A 16,846-nucleotide genomic window follows, 5' to 3' on the forward strand; every position below is an offset into this window, starting at 1 on the left:
CTGACGACGACGAAGGCGATCCACAGGAAGAACAGCACCACGTAGTGCGGGATGACCAGGATCCACTTCACCAGCCACAGCCAGCGGGACAGCGGTGCGTCGAGCCGCGCGGTGACCCGGACCGGGGAAGGCATCGGATGCGACATTGCTTCCGCCTCCTGATGTCACATGCGTTCCTCCTTCCACTCTGCCCCCGACGGCGAGCCGCCGCATGGGACGGCCGGCCCCGGCCGGAGGGCTGACCGGCCCGGGACCGGCGGGCCGGGGCGCAGCCGGATGCCGGCTCAGAGCCGGATGACGATCAGCGCGGTGTCGTCGGTGTTGCCCGTGGGCGGCAGCAGGTCGGCGAGGAGGGCGTCGGCCAGGGTCTCGGGGTCCGACTTCCGATGGTGGGCGAGGGAGCCGGCGAGGCGGCTCAGGCCGGTGTCGATGTCCTCCGCACGGCGCTCGATCAGGCCGTCGGTGTACAGGACGAGGGTGGAGCCCTCGGTGAAGGACGTACGGGCCTGGGGCCGGGACAGGTGTTCGGGGCGGGCCGCGAGCGGGGGGTCGGTGGCCTCGTCGAGGAAGGTGACCGCGCCGTCGGGGTGCAGCACGGCCGGGGGAGGGTGGCCGGCGCTGCTGTACGTGATGGTGCGCTCGTCCCAGTCGATGAAGGTGGCCAGGACGGTGGTCGACTCGGCGCCGTCGACGGAACGCGCGTACAGGCCGAGGGCCTCCAGCGCCTGGGCGGGACCGTCGGCGACCCGGCAGGCCGCGCTCAGCGCGCTGCGCAGCTGCCCCATGACACCGGCCGCGGCGAGGCCGTGGCCGACGACGTCACCCACGGCGACCGCGAGGTTCCCGCCGGGCAGGTCGGCGAGGTCGTACCAGTCGCCGCACACGTTCAGCGCGCCGACGGCGGGCCGGTAGCGCACCGCCGCCGCGTGCTGCCCGGTCGGCCCCGGCGCGGGCAGCATCGCCGCCTGCAGGGCCAGGGCGACCTCGCGTTCGCGGGCGTGCGCCCGGCGCAGCCGTTCGTTGACCTCCTGCAGCTCCCGGGCGCGGGTGTACAGCTCGGCCTCCAGCACCCGGGCCCTGCTGTCGTCGCCCGGGCCGCCGAAGGCCCGGATGAGGTCGGTGACCTCCTCCACCCGGTGCACGATCAGCGCCACCTGCCCGTCGCGGCCGAGGACGGGCGCGTTGACCGGGCTCCAGTAGTGCTCCTGCCAGTGCCCGGGGCGCTCGGGATCCTCGATGTCGTAGCGGAGCAGCGCCATCGTGTCGCGCTCGCCGGTGGTCACCGTACGGAGCATCGACGACTCGGTCTCGCGCATGCCGGCCGCGGCCGGGTCGTTCGGGTTCTCGGGGAAGACGTCGAAGATGTAGCGGCCCACCAATTGCTCACGGGTGCGTCCGGTCAGCCGTACGAAGTCGTCGTTTGCGTCGGCGTACACCAGCTCGGGGGTGAGCAGCGCCACCACGCCGGGCAGGGCGCGGAAGACCGCCGCGTAGTCGATCTGCGGTTCCGTCATGTCCTGCCTGTCTGCTTCGCGCCGGGCATCGGTGTGTCTGTCCACGATAGGAGGGGTGAGGCTCCGGAGTCTGCTCGAAGTCCTGCCCCGGGGTGCAGAGCCATCCGAACGAGCTGCGGCGGTCGGCGCGCGGCGTGAGCCACGCGCCGGGGGCAGACGTCCGTCGGGTCAGGGAGCGCCCCGCCAGGCCGCCTCGTCGAAGTCGGCCGCCTGTCCGCCGCCGGTCAGGTCCCAGGCCCACAGCCCGACGAAGGCGCCGGTGAAGCCGAGGGCCCGGATCTGCCCGTTCTCGAACTCCTCGGCGTGCTCGTCGGACAGCACGGTGGCGTCGAGGGGCGGGCCGACGGGGTGCCAGTCGTCGCCGGTGGCGTAGACCAGGTGGAACAGGCCGTCCGCGTGGGTGAGGCTGGGCGCCCACACCCCGCCCGAGTCGGGGCAGCCGGTGAGGTCGAGGAGGCGGGTGATGTCCAGGACACCGCCGAGCGGCCGCCAGTCCACGAGGTCCCGGGAGTGGTGCAGCCGGACGCCGGGGTGCCACTCGAACGTCGAGGTCGCCAGATAGAAGTCGTCGCCCACCCGCAGGAGAGAGGGGTCCGGGTGCGAACCGGCCAGAACCGGATTGTGCATGAGGCCCGGCATCCCATGCGGGAGGTGTAATACCTGTTCGGACAGTCAAGCGGCGGTTGCCCCGGTTGGGTGGGCTGTGGGGCGGCGGGGGTGAAGCGTTGCCGCGTCCCTCCAGGGGTCAGGAGATGGCCGGAGCGTCGGCGCCGGGGCCGGCGGGGTTGCCCGTGAGGTTCGCCTCGATCCGGGTGAGCAGGTGCATCGCCTGGTCGTATTCCTCGTCGGTGAGGCCACGCGCGGTGACCTGCTCCAGCTCGCGCCACGCCTGCAGCACCCGGTCACGCAGGGCCTGACCCGCCCGCGTGGTGTCGACCACGACGGCCCGGCGGTCGTGCGCGGAGGGGCGGCGGGTGACGAAGCCGGACTGCTCGAGGCGTTGCAGCATCTTGGTGACGGTCGAGGGATCCAGGCCCAGGGTCTTGATCAGGTCCGCCTGGCGCTGTTCGCCGCGCTCCCACAGCTGCATCATGAGCAGCTCCTGGCCCGGATACAGCCCGGTCTCGCGCAGGAGGGCTCCTGCCATGATCCGGTGGACCCGAGCGGCGCGGAAGATGGCCTCGCTCATCGGGGCGTCGGCGACGGTGGGAACCGCGTCGTCCTCGCCCGGCGTCGGTTCGGAAGTCGGCGGCATGTTCGGCTGCTCCTCCGGTGTCGCGTCGTGTGGTGCCACGCCCGATCATCTCACCCGTCTTCATTGGCTGACCAATGGAGTACTGTGACCGCAACGACACCGAGGTGACGAGGAGGCGAGCCATGGGGCTGCCGGTGCTTTTCGGTGCGAACGTCGACCCGGTCTGGGGGGACGGGGACCAGCCCCTGCGGCGCGCCCTGCAGGCAGAGCGGGAGGGCCTCGACCTCGTCACGATCCAGGATCACCCGTATCAGAAGGCGTTCCACGACACCTGGACACTGATGACCTTCCTGGCGGCACGGACCGAGCGGGTGACCTTCGTGCCCACGGTGGCCAACCTGCCGCTGCGTCCGCCCGCGATGCTGGCCAAGGCCGCCGCGAGCCTCGACCTGCTGTCCGCCGGCCGACTGGAACTGGGCCTGGGGGCCGGGGCCTTCTGGGAGGCCATCGAGGCCATGGGGGGTCCGCCCAGGACCAAGCGGGAGTCGCTCGAAGCCCTGTCGGAGGCGATCGACGTCATCCGGGCCATGTGGAGCGGCGAGCGCTCCGTACGGGCCGGGGGAGCGTACTACCGCGTGGCCGGTGTCCATTCCGGCCCCGCGCCCTCGCACCCGATCGGCATCTGGCTGGGTGCCTACGGTCCCCGCATGCTCGAGCTGACCGGGACCAAGGCCGACGGCTGGATGCCCTCCCTGGGTTTCCTCGGCCCGGACCGTCTCGGGGAGGCCGTCGCCCGCCTCGACGACGCCGGGGCCCGCGCCGGCCGTGATCCCGGCGAGCTGCGCAAGGTCTACAACCTCAACGGGCTGATCACGCCGGACTCCCGCGGCGCCTTCCGCGGGCCGGTCGATCAGTGGGTCGACCACATCCTCGAGATCCACCGTGAGCACGGCATGAACGGCTTCGCGTACTGGCCGGACGAGGACCACGATCGCCAACTGAGCGTGTTCGCCCGGGAAGTGGCCCCCGCCGCCCGTGAGGCGCTCGCGAAGCTCTGACGTCGCCCAGGGGAATCCTGGGGAATCTGGGGAATAGGGGCGGGCTCTTCTGTGCTCGACCTGCACGAGCGGCTGAAGGCGATGGCCGCGATCGCTGTCAAGGCCGAGGAAGCCGGCTTCGACGTCTTCGCGACCGGCGAGCACCACAACCCGCCGTTCGTCTCCTCCTCGCCGACGGCCGCGTCGACCTCATGCTGGGCCGCGGCAACACCGGCCCCGTGTACCCCTGGTTCGGCAAGGACGTCCGCGGGTCAGGCACGACCACGCCCCCGACCACGTTCCCACGGCGGTGCAGCGGGCGATGGCCCTGGTGCACGCCGGCCCGGCACCCTGGCCCGCGCCGGACGAGCCGGTCTGACCACAGGCCCCGCGTGGGGCGGCAGAGGCACGGCCCGGCTCGGGAAGGAGCCGGGCCGTGCGGGCGGGGAAGCGGAAGCCGGCTATGCGGCGGGAGCGGTCCACTCGCGACGCGCCCAGGTCTCCAGGGTCGTCAGCTCGGGATACCGGGCCCGCAGGGCAGGCAGGTCGGCGCTGAACCCCTCGTCGTTGAACCAGCCGAACATGAGGCCCACCTCCTCGTTGAACTGCTTCACCTGCTCGACCGGCAGCTCCTGGAAGCGCGTGGGCACGCCGGAGACCCGCTCGAACACCTCGGCCATCTGCGGACCGGTGAGTTCGTCCGTGGCCAGCTCCAGTTGGCGGCCCACGTAGTCGTCCGGGTTCTCGAAGGCGTCCGCGGCGAACAGGCCGATGTCCTCCGGAGCGAACATCTGCAGCGTGACGTACGGCTTGAGGCCCAGCGCCAGGACCAGACCGTCACCGGCGCGCTGCGGGCCCGTGAAGGCGAAGTTGTTGATGAAGAAGGCCGGACGCAGCACGGTGGCGGGCAGCTTGAGATCGGCGATGTACTGCTCGATCCGGCCCTTGCTCTCGAAGTGGGGAACCCCGCTGTGTCGGTCGGCGCCGCCCACCGACCCGTAGACGAAGTGCTCGACCCCGGAACGTGCCGCGGCATCGGCCACCGCACGGCCCTGACGCTCCTCGGCCTCCAGCCCACCCGGGCCCATGAAGGCCTGGACGCTGTAGACACCGTAGGCCCCGCTCACCGCGGCATCGAGGGACCGGGGGTCGTCGAGATCGCCCGCCACGACCTCCGCGCCCACCGCGGCCAGCGCCCGGGCCTTCGCCGACCCCGGATCACGCGTGAGCGCGCGCACGGGCCGGCCCCGGCGGAGCAGCTCCCGTGTCACCGCACCGCCCTGGTTGCCGGTCGCCCCCAGAACGAGGACGGTTCCTGTGGTGGTGTCGGTCGCCATGGCCACGTTCCTCTCATGCATGCCTTTGAGGGGCATTGATTGGTCGGCCTATCACCAGCGCCTCGAACCCGTTCGAAACAGAGTGCGCGGATCCGGCGGCGGGTCCGTCCGGCCGGCTTTCAGCTCTCGTGCTGGGCCGTCGCGCGGGCGAGGCTCTCCTCGATCCGGCCCAGGACTTCGATGGCCTCCTCCTGCTGGGCCGCCGTCATGTCGCCGGCGACGCTCGTCTCCAGGTCCAGCCAGGCGCGTTCCACCTCGTTGCGCAGGGCGTTGCTGGCCGCGGTGGGCTCGACGATCGTTGCGCGCTTGTCGGTGGGGGAGGGGTGGCGGCGGACGAACCCGGCGTTCTCCAGCCGTCGGATGGTCCGGGTCATGGTGGCGGCGTCGGAGCCCAGCAGGCGCACGAGGTCGGTCTGCCGCTGCGGTCCGCGCTCCCAGAGCTGCATCATGACCAGTTCCTGGCTGGGGTGGAGGCCGACCTGGCGCAGCAGCTGCCCGGCCAGCATCCGGTGCAGCCGGGCCACACGGAGGATCGCGTGGCTGACCGGGCCCGCGACGACCGCGTTCGGCAGCGGCTCGCTCACCGGGGACGGCGCCTCGGAGGTGCGGTTCCCGGTCTCCGGCTGGCTCATGCGGTCCTCGCCCCTGAAGTTTGCCTGAACAACTAATCCTACTGCGGTCGCGGTGAAGCGCGGGGCCGACTTCCCCGCCGTACGAGGTGGCTCCCGCTGTTCGACGTGTGTACCTGTTCGAACCGAGTGACTGAGCGGCACCACCGGGCCCGTTCCGCCGTCGGCGGACGGGCCCCCTGTCTCGTTGTTCATCGGTACTCCGCATTCGCGCCGCGGCGCCCGCCGGCCGGTGGCCGGTGTGGGCGCCGCGGTCTGGCTACGCGGTCGGGGCGGGTCAGCCGAGGGTGGGGTAGTCGGTGTAGCCGGTGTGGTCGCCGCCGAAGCTGGTGGCGCGGTCGGGGGTGTTGTAGGGGCCGTCCTGCCGCAGACGGGTGGGGAGGTCGGGGTTGGCGAGGAAGAGGGCGCCGTAGGCGATGAGGTCGGCGGTGCCGTCGTCGACGAGGGCGAGGGCGTCGGGGCCGGTGGGCTCCATGCCGGTGAAGGGGTTGAGGATGAAGGTGGTGGGCCAGGCCTTGCGCAGGCGCAGGGTGAGGTCGCGGATCTCGGGGGCCTCCATCTGGTGGAGGTAGGCGAGGCCCAGGGGGGCGAGGGCGTCGATCAGGGCGGTGTAGGTGGCGTCGACGTCCGCGCGGTCGGTCTCGGCGATGTCGTTGTAGGGGTTGCCGGGGGAGATGCGCAGGCCGGTGCGGTGGGCGCCGATGGCGTCGGCGACGGCCTTGGCGGTTTCGACGGCGAAGCGGATGCGGCGTTCGGGGGTGCCGCCCCAGGCGTCGGTGCGCTGGTTGGTGTTGGGCGCGAGGAACTGGTGGATGAGATAGCCGTTGGCGCCGTGGAGTTCGACGCCGTCGAAGCCGGCCTCGATCGCGTTCTTGGCGGCGGTGGCGTAGTCCGCGATCGTCTCGCGGATCTCGTCCTCGGTCAGTTCCTCCGGGGTGACGAAGTCCTGCGGGCCTTCGTGGGTGTAGACCTGCCCCTTGGCCGTGACGGCGGAGGGGGCGACGGGGGTCAGGCCCATCAGGGTGGGGTGGCCGACCCGGCCGGTGTGCATCAGCTGCAGGTAGATCACCCCGCCCTTGGCGTGGACGGCGTCGGTGACGGTGCGCCAGGCGGCGATCTGCTCATCCGTGTGGATGCCCGGGGTGTCGGGGTAGCCCTGGCCGACCACCGACGGCTGGGTCCCCTCCGTCACGATCAGACCCGCCCCCGCGCGCTGGGCGTAGTACTCGGCCATCAGGGGGGTGGCGGACTGGCCCGGACCGTAGGCACGGCTGCGGGTCATCGGCGCCATCACGATCCTGTTCGCGAGGCTCTGGCCGGACAGGTCGTAGGACTCGAAAGCCGTCGACATGATCACATTCCTAACGTCGGAAACGAGGTGTTTACTGTCCGAACAAGTAAACAGGACGAAGCATTCCCGAGGGAGGCGGGGTGGGCGTGACGTCAGGCCATGTGGTCATTGAGCTGGGAAAATGGGAAGGCGGGGGTGAGGGTGATCGCTTCTCGCGTGGCGTTTCGTGCGCCCCGCAGGTTTTCGCTTGGTCGACCCTGTATGATCGTTCTGGCGCTCAGGGCGAGCCAGGGGGTTTGACCCAGCCCAGCGACCGCTCGACGGCTCGCTGCCAGTTGTCGTACTCCGCGTCGCGCCGCTTCGGGTCCATGTCCGGGAGCCACTGGGCCGCCCGGTGCCAGTTGCGGCGCAGGACCTCCAGGTCCGGCCAGTAGCCGGCGGCGAGACCGGCGGCGTAGGCGGCGCCCAGGGAGACCGTCTCGGCGACCATGGGCCGCACCACGGGCACGTCGAGGACGTCGGCGACGAACTGCATCAGCAGGTTGTCCGCCGTCATGCCCCCATCCACCTTGAGCTGTTTCAAGGCCACCGACGAGTCGGCGTTCATGGCGTCGACGACCTCCCGGGTCTGCCAGCCGGTGGCCTCCAGGACGGCCCGGGCCAGATGCCCCTTGGTGATGTACGAGGTGAGGCCGACCATGACACCGCGCGCGTCGCTGCGCCAGTGCGGCGCGAACAGACCGGAGAAGGCGGGCACGATGTAGCATCCGCCGTTGTCCTCGACCGTCCGGGCCAGCGTCTCGATCTCCGGCGCGCTGCTGATCAGCCCCAGCCGGTCACGGAACCACTGGACGAGCGACCCGGTGACGGCGATGGAGCCCTCCAGGGCGTAGACCGGCGACTGGTCCCCGATCTTGTAGGCGACGGTGGTGAGCAGCCCGTGCCGGGACCGCACGACATCACCGCCGGTGTTGAGCAGCAGGAAGCTGCCCGTCCCGTACGTGCACTTCGCGTCGCCGGGGGAGAAGCACGTCTGGCCGAACAGGGCGGCCTGCTGGTCGCCGAGGGCGGCCGTGATACGTACGCCCGGGAGGACGGCGCGGGCGGCCGCGTAGTGCTCGGCGGAGGACCTGATCTCGGGCAGCATCGGACGCGGCACCCCGAAGAACGCCAGCAGTTCCTCGTCCCAATTCAGCGTGCGGATGTTCATCAGCATGGTGCGGCTGGCGTTGGTGGCGTCGGTGATGTGCAGACCGCCGTCGGGCCCCCCGGTCAGGTTCCAGATGAGCCAGCTCTCCATCGTGCCGCACAGCACCTCGCCGTCCTCGGCGCGCTGCAGGAGCCCGTCGACCTGGTCGAACAGCCATCTGATCCGCAGGGCCGAGAAGTAGGTGGACGGGGGCAGTCCGCACCGCTCGAGGAAGAACTCGTCTCCGGGGTCGGCTCTCAGGGCCGTGACAAGCGGTTCCGTGCGGGTGTCCTGCCACACGATCGCCCGGCCCAGGGGAGCGCCCGTGCGCCGGTCCCAGAGCACGGTCGTCTCCCGCTGGTTGGCGATGCCGATCGCGGCGATCTCGTCGGCGCCGACACCGGAACCGGACAGCATCTCCGGCACGATGCGCTGCAGGTTGCGCCAGATCTCGACGGCGTCGTGCTCGACCCATCCGGGCCGGGGGAAGTGCTGCTGGTGCTCCCGCTGGGCGACCGAGACCAGCCGCCCGTGGTGGTCGAAGAGGATGCATCGGGTGGAGTTGGTGCCCTGGTCGATGGACATCACATACCGTTCGACCATGATCGGGTCTCCTTCCGACGTCTCGAGCAGGGACGGGGTCACCAGCGGGTCGCGCCCAGGTCTCTGGAGATCGCCCGCGCGGCCTCGCGCAGCAGATTGACCAGGGTCGACCGGGGATGCCCCTGGCTGTCGCAGACCCGCTCGATCTGGCCGGAGAGGCCGATCGCGCCGACCACCAGGCCGCCGTGGCCGCGGATCGGGGAGGCGATCCCGGCCTCCCCCATGCTCATCTCCTGGACCTCGCCGGCCCAGCCGCGCTCGCGGATCTCGGCGAGCGCGCGGTTGAGCTGGTGCCGGTCGACCAGGGTGTGCCGGGTGTACGCCTCCAGCCCCGACTCCAGGGCCGAGTCGACGGGCGCGGTCCCGAAGGCGAGCAGGACCTTGCCGAGCGAGGAGGCGTGCAGCGGCAGCAGTGACCCCACGTCCAGGGTCTGGAACGTGTCGTCCGGCCGGAACACGTGATGGACGACGAGGACCTTGCCCTCCAGCGGGGTGCCCAGGCGGACCGCCTCCCCGCTGCGGGCGGCCAGGGCGTCGGCCCAGTTGATGGACCGCGAGCGCAGCTCGTTGACGTCGAGGTAGCTGGTGCCGAGGTGCAGCAGGGCCGCCCCGAGCTGGTACTTTCCGGTGGCCGCGTCCTGCTCCACGAAGTCCACGTGCTGGAGGGTGCGCAGGATGCCGTGGGCGGTGCCCTTCGCCAGCCCGAGGGAGGACGCCACCTCGCCGAGTCCGAGACGGCGGGGTCCCCCGGCGAGCAGACGCAGGATCGCCGCCGCCCGTTCGATCGACTGGACCGGGCCGGTCATGAGGCGAGCCTATTACCGCTGTGAGGGGTTCGCTCCATGTGCGCGTTGACCTGCGATCCTCCGTCGGGCCTTCGCGTTCGGTAATGCCGACCGGGATTCGTTGACCCGCACCCGCGCGGTCCCTAACGTTCCCCGAGGTCCGGCATCCGCGCCGGGCTCCGGCAACGGCCGACAGCATTCACCGGGAGGAGAGAAGATGGCGGTACAGCTCGGCATACTGCCGCGGGAGACAGTGGAACACGTGTGTCCGCTGCCGCCCGTCCCCGGGGCCGTCGCAGCCGTACGCCGACGCGTGGGGGCGGTCCTCGCCGGCTGGAAGGTCGCCGCGGACATCGTCGACGACTCCCTGCTGGTGGTGTCGGAGCTGCTCACCAACGCGATCGTGCACGCGCTGCCCCCGGCGGAGCTGCGGCTGTCGTGGGCCGGGGGAGACGGCCGGGGCACCCTGCGGGTCGAGGTCACCGACGCGGGACCGGCGCTGGTGCCGGGCCAGTCGCGTGCGGACATCGATCCGGACGAGCACGGCCGCGGCGAGCTGATCGTCCAGGCGCTGGCGACCCGGCACGGCAAGCGCGTCCACTCCGGCGGGGTCACCCGCTGGGCCGATCTCGTCGCCACGTGAGCAGACCGCCGCTTCTCCGTAAGCCCTGACGGTCACGCTTCCCGGAGAGCCGTCACACGATCCTCGCCTCACCGCACGACGTCGACGAGATGCGGCACGGTGCGGGTCAGCCGGAGCACGCCCCACAGGATCAGCAGTACGCCCAGCACCTCGGGGAGCAGCCACCAGCCCGTACGGACGCTCTCCTCGAACAGCGCGACGCCCAGCAGGAGGCTCACCGCCGCGTCCCCGATGGTCAGCGCGGGCTGCGAGGCGGCCAGCGGGCCGGCCTGGAGGGCGTTCTCCAGGAGCAGGAGCGCCGCGACACCGGTGAGCGCGAACCCGTAGGTCTGCCAGGTGGTGAGGAACGCGGGCAGCCCGGCGTCGGCGAGGCGCCCCGTGGCCGACTTCATGAGCGCGGCGGTCAGCGCGTTGCCGACCGCGGCGGCCGCCGCCAGCGTGGCCGCGCGCAGCAGCGGCGAGGACGAGGAGCGGGCGAGGACGACGGCCACGGCCATCGCCCCCAGCGTGAGTGCCAGCACCGGAATCCACCGGTCCATGGCGGCCTGGGTCCGGTTCCCGGAGGGCGCGGCCGCGGCCAGGAGCAGTACGAGTCCGGCCATCACCGTCCCGACCGCCCGCCAGCCCCCGGCCGACAGTGTGCGGTGCATCAGCGGCACGGCGAGGAGCAGGGCGAACGGCAGTTCGAGGATGAAGAGGGGCTGGACCAGGGCCATGGGTCCGTTGATCAGAGCCAGCGCCTGGCACACCGCGGCTCCCATCACCCCGGCGATGCCGATCGCCCAGGCGGGCCGCCGCACCAGGGTGAGCAGCAGCCGGATCCCGCCACCCTGCGGCGCCGTGGAGGCGGCCTTGCGCTGGAACGCCGTACCGACGGCGTTGCTGGCGGCCCCCAGGACGGCGAAGAGGACGGCGAGCACGATCATTACCAAACCATGCTGCCGGACCCGGTCTCCCCGCGCACGCACGGCACCGCCCGTGCGCGGCGCCCGCGACTATCCAGACGTGCCGCGCCGATCGACGGGGCGGCCCGGTCTCAGGGCGTGACGCTCGCTCCGCCCAGTTCGCGTCCGGTGACCATCTCGGACTCGATCCGTACGAACACCGGGTCCCGCATCGGCATCCAGGAGTGCGGGCCGGCCTGCGACAGACGGGCGTGCTCAGCGGGGTCGGTCACCACGGTGGCCCGTCCGGTGACGACCACGCTCCAGCCCGACCGGGTCTCGGCATCGAACTCGTCCGCCTCGAAGGCGACCACGACACCGTCGATGGCGCGTACCAGGTCCGAGTCCCGTGCGGTGCACAGCACCACGGAGGCGTCCGTGTCCAGGGAGAAGTTCACGGGGAGGACCGCGGGGAGCGCCTGCCGGGTGTAGACGACGCGGCCGACCGGCACCTTGGCGAGCAGGCGCAGGCACTCCTGCCGGTCGAGTGCGCGAAAGCCGTCGTTGTGGACCATCCGCCCATCCTCCCCGCGAGCGGGGCACGGGGGTAGGGCCGACCGGCCCTACCTGCGAAGGACAGCCGTGCGGGGTGCCGGCGGATCAGGGCCTTGCCGCCTTCGCGACGCGCCCCGTCACCGTCCCGGGGGTCTGCTGCCTTCCCGCTGGGCGCCCTCCGGCCAGACCACGTCCACGGGGAGCCCCGCCCGCCGGGCCTCGGCCACCGTGGCGGCGGTGCCGCCCCGCTCGGGCCGGGACTGACCGTCCCACACCGCGACGAGACGGTCCGCGCGGTCCAGCAGGACTCGGTTGGCCTCCTCGTACGCCCGCGCGTCTGCTCTCCCGTACTCGAGGACCAGTACCTCGGCCGCCGCCGCGAGGAGCCGGTCAAACGTTTCGGCGTGGTCGGTGCTCACATGCCGCTGCCGGTAGTCCTGTGCCGGGATCACCGCGACCAACCTGCCCCCCACCGCGAGCACCTCCTCGGCGAAGAGCGAGTCCGCGCCTTGGGCGATGCAGGAGAGCCCGGTGAGACCGATCCGCTCGTACGGCCTCAGGGCGTCACGCAGGGCCTCTCGGACGGGCCGCACGCTCGCCTCGGTCAGGTCCATGTGTCCGGTCACGGCGATCACGGTCATGGCCTGCCTCACTCGGTCAGCTCGGAAGGGTTCCGCGGATCCTATCCGGTGGACCGCCGGCGACGGGACGGAACCGGCGACGGTACGGAACCCTCGAGGCCACAGCCGTCACAGCGCCAGTGCCAGGAAACCCACCATGTACGCGGCCACGAAGAGGGGCGGCACCCACTGTTCCAGTCGGGTCAGCGGCACATACCTGCGCCAGTCCTTGCCTTCGCCGAGCTCGGTCCACTCGGCGCGGGAATAGGCGTAGGCGGGAAGCCGGTCCTCGAACGCTCCGATCACCGCCCACTTCGCGGTGTTCAGCTGGCGGTAGGAGCGGACCATCAGGTACCACGCCGAACACTGGCCCACGAGAATCAGCAGACCCGCGAAGAGCACCCAGGCCGACACGGCACCCGCACGCGGTCCCAGCCCTCCGACCATGGCCGCGGCGACCGCGCTGTTGAGCGACAGGAAGAAGGTGTTGGCAGCGCCTCGCCGCGCGCTGACGCGGTCGGCCGTCTCCACACAGAGCTTGTACTGCTCGAAGAGCATGCCCAGGTATTCGGTGCTGGCGGGTGTGTAGCTGTCGGGGACGACGTCGGGGTTCCAGAGGGCTCGGCGGAGGTGTTCTGCCATGAGCTCATCATGGCCGCCCGTCCACGACTGTCGGCGGCTGTCCGCCGCTGTGCCACGAAAGAGCGAACTCGACGGGCAACCTCCGCTGTTCGATTGCGAGTTGGCACCGCGTCCGATCTGCTGTCCGGCATGACGGAGCCGCCGGTCCTCCCGCCGTTCGGAACGCCCCGCCGTCGGCAGCGCCCCGTGCTCGGCTGTGCGCTTCGGCTCGTGGGCCTGATCAGCACGCTCTGGGGAGCGCTCTTCTTCATCGCGGCGGTCACACCGCTCAACAACGGCACCGCCTTCGTCTCCGCACCCGGCGGTCAGCCGGTGTGGCAGCGCCTTGTGACCCTCGTGGTGCTCGGGGCCTGGGGAGCGGCGGCCCTGCTGGCCGGCATGCGCATGCGGCGTCGCGGGCGGCGCCACCACGTCCGGGTGGTCAGGACGATGGACGAGGCCAAGAGCCATCCGTACGTCCTCTATCTGCGCCCCTTCGCCGAGGATGTCACCGGCCGGACCATGCCGGAGGCGTTCAGCCGCTGGCGGGGAGTGGGCGGCGCCCTGGTCGACGGTCGCTCGCTCACGCTGGAGGAAGGCGTGTGCAGGATGTTCCGCGGCTTCGGCCGGCCGCTCGCCGTCGGAGAACCCGACGAGGCACTCCCCCCGGCCGGTTCCCGTCGGCTCTACCTTCCGCTGCGGGACTGGCAGCCCACGGTCACTTCGCTGATCTCGGACGCCCGACTGGTCCTTCTCGTGGCCGGCACCGGCAAGGGCACCCTGTGGGAACTGACCGAGCTGATGCGCCTGCGACGCCCGGAGAGCGTGCTGATCCTGCTGTACGGCGATCGGGAGGCGTACGACGGGTTCCGCGCCGCGGCCGAGCGGGAGCTGAACGAGCGCGCCGAGGACTTGCGGCAGGTGCACGGACCCGGCTGGCGGCCGCCGCGCTTCCCGCCCCTGCCCGGCTTCCGGGACCCGAGCAAGCTGAAATGGGTGCCGCTCATGCGGGCCGTCGTCCGCTTCGGGGCCGACTGGACGCCCGAGGTCCTGCTCCTGGATCCCACGGCCGTGCGCGCGTGGACGCACGAAGGACGCGTCCGCAAGATGACCCGCGACCAACTGGCCCCTCTCCTGGACCGGTTGCGCAGCGACCTCGGTGGATCCAGGGGGCGGACGCGGCTGACGGTCCAGCCGGTCGACCCGCGGTGAGCGGCGCGGCCGCGGCCGCGCGCGGTCCCGAGGGATCCGTCCCTCCTCACCTGGTCCGGTGCTCGCCCGCCTCCGGCTGCTCCAGATGGGAGGCGAGGACCGCCGCCTGGACGCGGCGCTGCACGCCCAGCTTCGCCAGGAGACGGGAGATGTGGTTCTTGACGGTCTTCTCCGACAGGTAGAGCTTCTTGCCGATCTCGCGGTTGGTCAGACCGTCACCGATCAGGGCCAGGATGTCCCGCTCGCGCGGGGACAGGCTCGCCAGCTCGGACGGCACGGCCGGGGTGTCCTCGGGCTCGGCGCGCAGCGAGCGCATCAGCCGGGCCGTGGTCGCGGGGTCCAGCATCGACTGGCCCGAGGCCACCGTGCGCACCGCCGAGACGAGGTCGGATCCCTTGATCTGCTTGAGGACATAGCCGGAGGCACCGGCCATGATCGCGTCGAGCAGGGCCTCCTCGTCGTCGAACGAGGTCAGCATCAGACAGGCCAGCTCCGGCATCTGGCTGCGCAACTCCCGGCAGACCGAGATGCCGTCGCCGTCCGGCAGCCGCACGTCGAGCACGGCGACGTCGGGGCGCACCGCGGGGCCCCGCGCGAGCGCGTGGTCGACCGTGCCCGCGTCACCGACCACCGAGATGTCGGGCTCGGAGTCGAGCAGATCGACCAGGCCGCGCCGGACGACCTCGTGGTCGTCCAGCAGGAACACCCGGATCGGGTTCTGCTCGGTGAAAGTGCGTGGCTCTGTCATATCGACCCCTCGTTCCCCGGCGGCGGACAGACCGCGAGCTGTCCATCATGCCGATCATCACTCGCCCGGGCCGGATGCACCAGGGCCGACCGGCCCTACTCGTGGAGAGCCGGCGCAGCCGGACGGAGTCACACGAGACTGCCGGCGCCGTAGGGGGCGTACAGGTCGAGGAGGCGGGTCCTGGAGGAGCGGAGACGGTGGGCGAGCACCTCACCGACCCAGCGGGTGACGTCGCTGCCCAGTGCCGGGTCGTCCGCGCACATCAGCCGGACGGCCGTGGCGTCGAACTCGTAGGCCCGCACCGGTGTGGTCGCCTCGGCGCCCAGGTGCCAGACGTGCGGCGTGAAGAGCCAGGACCAGCCGACCAGCTCGTTGTGCCCGAGATTCTCGATGACGGCCGCCTTGCGGCCCGGCACGCGCATGTCGAGCTCGATCGTCCCGGTGCGGACGATCCAGAAGCGGTCGGCGCGGGCGCCCTCCTCGAACAGGCGGGTTCCCTGCGGAATGGACACCTCGCGGGCGATCCGCATGAGCCGCTCGCGGTGTTCGACGGACAGCGAGCGCAGCATGCTGGGGGTGGAAGCGTTCATGGCAAGTCTCCCTGGCGCGGCTACGGCCTTCACGACCAGCGTGTGCCGGACCGCCCGCGCGGGCCATGGGCCACCCGGCCCCCTGCACGGACCTTCCGGACCGGGACCTTCGGGTCCCGCGAGGACGGACCTGGGCACCGTCCGGCACTCCCCGTGACCGACACGGGCGACGAGCATCGAAGTGCCGGCACAGGAGCCGACGTATCGCACCGCCGGCACAGGATCCGAGGAGAGGAACGGCGATGACCGCGACCGTGACAGTCGGTGACCGGGTCACCCAGGCCTGGCGGGGATTCGCCGGGACGCGCTGGCGCGAGCTGATCGACGTGCGCGACTTCATCCAGGCCAACTACACCCCTTACGAGGGTGACGCGTCCTTCCTCGCCGGGCCCACGGAGCGCACCCGGACCGTCTGGGAGAAGGTCAGCGCGCTGTTCCCGGAGGAGCGGGCGCGCGGCATCCTCGACGTGGACGCCGCGACGCCGTCGACGATCACCTCGCACGCGCCCGGATACATCGACCGCGACCGAGAGCTGATCGTCGGCCTGCAGACCGACGCCCCGCTGAAGCGCGCCATCATGCCCAACGGCGGTCTGCGCATGGTGGAGAACGGCCTGAAGGCGTACGGCTACGAGCCCGACCCGTTCGTGACGAAGGTCTTCGGGACCTACCGCAAGACCCACAACGACGGTGTCTTCGACGCGTACACGCCCGAGATGCGGACCGCGCGCCGGGTCGGCATCATCACCGGGCTGCCCGACGCCTACGGCCGCGGCCGGATCATCGGCGACTACCGGCGTGTCGCCCTCTACGGCACCGACCGGCTGATCGAGGCCAAGCGGGCCGAGCGGGCCCGGCTGGACGGCCGGCCGTCGACCGAGCACGTCATCCGCGACCGCGAGGAGCTCGCCGAGCAGATCAGGGCACTGGGGGAGCTGACCCGCATGGCCGCCACGTACGGCTGTGACGTCTCCCGGCCCGCGACCGGCGCGCACGAGGCCGTGCAGTGGCTCTACCTCGGCTACCTCGCCGCGGTGAAGGAGCAGAACGGCGCCGCGATGTCGCTGGGCCGCACCTCGACCTTCCTCGACGTCTACCTGCAGCGGGACCTGGACGAGGGTGTCGTCGACGAGACCCGTGCCCAGGAACTGATCGACGACTTCGTGATCAAGCTGCGGATCGTGCGGTTCCTGCGCACCCCCGAGTACGACGCCCTGTTCTCCGGCGACCCCACCTGGGTCACCGAGTCGATCGGCGGCATCGGCACCGACGGCCGCCCGCTGGTCACCCGCACTTCCTTCCGCTTCCTGCAGACCCTCCACAACCTCGGTTCCGCCCCCGAGCCCAACCTCACCGTGCTGTGGTCGCCCCGGCTGCCCGCCGGCTTCAAGGA

General features: G+C 71.5%; 18 protein-coding genes and 3 pseudogenes. 5 read left to right on the plus strand and 16 right to left on the minus strand.

Annotated features, from left to right (window positions below):
* From ACIRF9_RS51625 to ACIRF9_RS51645, 5 genes and pseudogenes are all read right to left on the minus strand, one after another.
* Positions 1-146, minus strand: a pseudogene (locus ACIRF9_RS51625) (DUF4389 domain-containing protein); the annotation flags it as partial.
* A 138-nt stretch (positions 147-284) separates the two neighbouring features.
* Complete coding sequence (locus ACIRF9_RS51630; RefSeq protein ID WP_403837449.1) at positions 285-1,514, minus strand: PP2C family protein-serine/threonine phosphatase; 1,230 nt, start codon at positions 1,512-1,514, stop codon at positions 285-287.
* Between the two features lie 168 nt (positions 1,515-1,682).
* On the minus strand, positions 1,683-1,835 hold the full coding sequence (locus ACIRF9_RS51635) for a hypothetical protein (RefSeq protein ID WP_403837483.1): 153 nt from the start codon (positions 1,833-1,835) through the stop codon (positions 1,683-1,685).
* 45 nt (positions 1,836-1,880) lie between these two features.
* A pseudogene (locus tag ACIRF9_RS51640) lies at positions 1,881-2,153 on the minus strand (family 43 glycosylhydrolase); the annotation flags it as partial.
* 106 nt (positions 2,154-2,259) lie between these two features.
* Positions 2,260-2,769 (minus strand): MarR family winged helix-turn-helix transcriptional regulator, encoded by a 510-nt coding sequence (locus tag ACIRF9_RS51645; RefSeq protein WP_403837451.1) that lies wholly within the window; start codon positions 2,767-2,769, stop codon positions 2,260-2,262.
* A 122-nt stretch (positions 2,770-2,891) separates the two neighbouring features.
* Here ACIRF9_RS51645 and ACIRF9_RS51650 point away from each other — a divergent pair, with 122 nt between their 5' ends.
* Together ACIRF9_RS51650 and ACIRF9_RS51655 are read left to right on the plus strand one after the other, a co-directional pair.
* Positions 2,892-3,767, plus strand: a complete 876-nt coding sequence (locus tag ACIRF9_RS51650; protein ID WP_403837453.1) for an LLM class flavin-dependent oxidoreductase — start codon at positions 2,892-2,894, stop codon at positions 3,765-3,767.
* A gap of 63 nt (positions 3,768-3,830) precedes the next feature.
* Positions 3,831-4,015: pseudogene (locus ACIRF9_RS51655) on the plus strand (5,10-methylene tetrahydromethanopterin reductase); the annotation flags it as partial.
* A 192-nt stretch (positions 4,016-4,207) separates the two neighbouring features.
* Here ACIRF9_RS51655 and ACIRF9_RS51660 read toward each other — a convergent pair.
* From ACIRF9_RS51660 to ACIRF9_RS51680, 5 genes are all read right to left on the minus strand, one after another.
* Entirely contained in the window at positions 4,208-5,083 is an 876-nt protein-coding gene (locus tag ACIRF9_RS51660) for an NmrA/HSCARG family protein (protein ID WP_403837455.1), read from the minus strand.
* 119 nt (positions 5,084-5,202) lie between these two features.
* Positions 5,203-5,715, minus strand: a complete 513-nt coding sequence (locus tag ACIRF9_RS51665) for a MarR family winged helix-turn-helix transcriptional regulator (RefSeq protein WP_403837457.1) — start codon at positions 5,713-5,715, stop codon at positions 5,203-5,205.
* A gap of 274 nt (positions 5,716-5,989) precedes the next feature.
* The gene (locus ACIRF9_RS51670; RefSeq protein WP_403837459.1) at positions 5,990-7,063 is read right to left on the minus strand and encodes an alkene reductase; all 1,074 of its coding nucleotides are present in this window, start codon (positions 7,061-7,063) and stop codon (positions 5,990-5,992) included.
* 217 nt (positions 7,064-7,280) lie between these two features.
* Complete coding sequence (glpK, locus tag ACIRF9_RS51675) at positions 7,281-8,795, minus strand: glycerol kinase GlpK (RefSeq protein WP_403837461.1); 1,515 nt, start codon at positions 8,793-8,795, stop codon at positions 7,281-7,283.
* 38 nt (positions 8,796-8,833) lie between these two features.
* Complete coding sequence (locus ACIRF9_RS51680) at positions 8,834-9,601, minus strand: IclR family transcriptional regulator (protein ID WP_403837463.1); 768 nt, start codon at positions 9,599-9,601, stop codon at positions 8,834-8,836.
* Between the two features lie 196 nt (positions 9,602-9,797).
* Between ACIRF9_RS51680 and ACIRF9_RS51685 the strand changes: the two genes are divergently transcribed.
* Positions 9,798-10,223 carry an ATP-binding protein gene (locus ACIRF9_RS51685; protein WP_403837465.1) on the plus strand — a complete coding sequence of 142 codons (426 nt, stop codon included), beginning with the start codon at positions 9,798-9,800 and terminating at the stop codon, positions 10,221-10,223.
* Between the two features lie 68 nt (positions 10,224-10,291).
* On the opposite strand, the gene ACIRF9_RS51690 is transcribed toward ACIRF9_RS51685, so the two are convergent.
* From ACIRF9_RS51690 to ACIRF9_RS51705, 4 genes are all read right to left on the minus strand, one after another.
* Entirely contained in the window at positions 10,292-11,149 is an 858-nt protein-coding gene (locus ACIRF9_RS51690; RefSeq protein ID WP_403837467.1) for a DMT family transporter, read from the minus strand.
* 110 nt (positions 11,150-11,259) lie between these two features.
* Positions 11,260-11,682, minus strand: a complete 423-nt coding sequence (locus ACIRF9_RS51695) for a pyridoxamine 5'-phosphate oxidase family protein (protein WP_403837469.1) — start codon at positions 11,680-11,682, stop codon at positions 11,260-11,262.
* 117 nt (positions 11,683-11,799) lie between these two features.
* Positions 11,800-12,303 (minus strand): hypothetical protein, encoded by a 504-nt coding sequence (locus tag ACIRF9_RS51700; RefSeq protein WP_403837471.1) that lies wholly within the window; start codon positions 12,301-12,303, stop codon positions 11,800-11,802.
* A 108-nt stretch (positions 12,304-12,411) separates the two neighbouring features.
* Positions 12,412-12,924: a hypothetical protein gene (locus ACIRF9_RS51705; RefSeq protein ID WP_403837473.1), complete on the minus strand. Its 513-nt coding sequence runs from the start codon at positions 12,922-12,924 to the stop codon at positions 12,412-12,414.
* A 129-nt stretch (positions 12,925-13,053) separates the two neighbouring features.
* Between ACIRF9_RS51705 and ACIRF9_RS51710 the strand changes: the two genes are divergently transcribed.
* Positions 13,054-14,115, plus strand: coding sequence for a hypothetical protein (locus ACIRF9_RS51710; protein WP_403837475.1), 1,062 nt, complete (start codon positions 13,054-13,056; stop codon positions 14,113-14,115).
* A gap of 46 nt (positions 14,116-14,161) precedes the next feature.
* On the opposite strand, the gene ACIRF9_RS51715 is transcribed toward ACIRF9_RS51710, so the two are convergent.
* Together ACIRF9_RS51715 and ACIRF9_RS51720 are read right to left on the minus strand one after the other, a co-directional pair.
* Positions 14,162-14,863 (minus strand): response regulator, encoded by a 702-nt coding sequence (locus ACIRF9_RS51715; protein ID WP_403837477.1) that lies wholly within the window; start codon positions 14,861-14,863, stop codon positions 14,162-14,164.
* A gap of 128 nt (positions 14,864-14,991) precedes the next feature.
* Complete coding sequence (locus ACIRF9_RS51720; RefSeq protein WP_403837479.1) at positions 14,992-15,453, minus strand: cyclic nucleotide-binding domain-containing protein; 462 nt, start codon at positions 15,451-15,453, stop codon at positions 14,992-14,994.
* Between the two features lie 242 nt (positions 15,454-15,695).
* Here ACIRF9_RS51720 and ACIRF9_RS51725 point away from each other — a divergent pair.
* The coding region (locus ACIRF9_RS51725) for a pyruvate formate lyase family protein (protein ID WP_403837481.1) at positions 15,696-16,846 on the plus strand (1,151 nt) is incomplete at its 3' end.

The organism is Streptomyces sp. NPDC096132, from assembly GCF_044763345.1.
GTDB lineage: Bacteria > Actinomycetota > Actinomycetes > Streptomycetales > Streptomycetaceae > Streptomyces.

Excerpts from the sequence above, each read along its gene's own strand:
- ACIRF9_RS51630 (WP_403837449.1), bottom strand. The coding sequence starts at position 1,514 with ATGACGGAACCGCAGATCGACTACGCGGCGGTCTTCCGCGCCCTGCCC.
- ACIRF9_RS51645 (WP_403837451.1), bottom strand. The coding sequence starts at position 2,769 with ATGCCGCCGACTTCCGAACCGACGCCGGGCGAGGACGACGCGGTTCCC.
- ACIRF9_RS51650 (WP_403837453.1), top strand. The coding sequence starts at position 2,892 with ATGGGGCTGCCGGTGCTTTTCGGTGCGAACGTCGACCCGGTCTGGGGG.
- ACIRF9_RS51660 (WP_403837455.1), bottom strand. The coding sequence starts at position 5,083 with ATGGCGACCGACACCACCACAGGAACCGTCCTCGTTCTGGGGGCGACC.
- ACIRF9_RS51665 (WP_403837457.1), bottom strand. The coding sequence starts at position 5,715 with ATGAGCCAGCCGGAGACCGGGAACCGCACCTCCGAGGCGCCGTCCCCG.
- ACIRF9_RS51670 (WP_403837459.1), bottom strand. The coding sequence starts at position 7,063 with ATGTCGACGGCTTTCGAGTCCTACGACCTGTCCGGCCAGAGCCTCGCG.
- glpK (WP_403837461.1), bottom strand. The coding sequence starts at position 8,795 with ATGGTCGAACGGTATGTGATGTCCATCGACCAGGGCACCAACTCCACC.
- ACIRF9_RS51680 (WP_403837463.1), bottom strand. The coding sequence starts at position 9,601 with ATGACCGGCCCGGTCCAGTCGATCGAACGGGCGGCGGCGATCCTGCGT.
- ACIRF9_RS51685 (WP_403837465.1), top strand. The coding sequence starts at position 9,798 with ATGGCGGTACAGCTCGGCATACTGCCGCGGGAGACAGTGGAACACGTG.
- ACIRF9_RS51690 (WP_403837467.1), bottom strand. The coding sequence starts at position 11,149 with ATGATCGTGCTCGCCGTCCTCTTCGCCGTCCTGGGGGCCGCCAGCAAC.
- ACIRF9_RS51695 (WP_403837469.1), bottom strand. The coding sequence starts at position 11,682 with ATGGTCCACAACGACGGCTTTCGCGCACTCGACCGGCAGGAGTGCCTG.
- ACIRF9_RS51700 (WP_403837471.1), bottom strand. The coding sequence starts at position 12,303 with ATGACCGTGATCGCCGTGACCGGACACATGGACCTGACCGAGGCGAGC.
- ACIRF9_RS51705 (WP_403837473.1), bottom strand. The coding sequence starts at position 12,924 with ATGGCAGAACACCTCCGCCGAGCCCTCTGGAACCCCGACGTCGTCCCC.
- ACIRF9_RS51710 (WP_403837475.1), top strand. The coding sequence starts at position 13,054 with ATGACGGAGCCGCCGGTCCTCCCGCCGTTCGGAACGCCCCGCCGTCGG.
- ACIRF9_RS51715 (WP_403837477.1), bottom strand. The coding sequence starts at position 14,863 with ATGACAGAGCCACGCACTTTCACCGAGCAGAACCCGATCCGGGTGTTC.
- ACIRF9_RS51720 (WP_403837479.1), bottom strand. The coding sequence starts at position 15,453 with ATGAACGCTTCCACCCCCAGCATGCTGCGCTCGCTGTCCGTCGAACAC.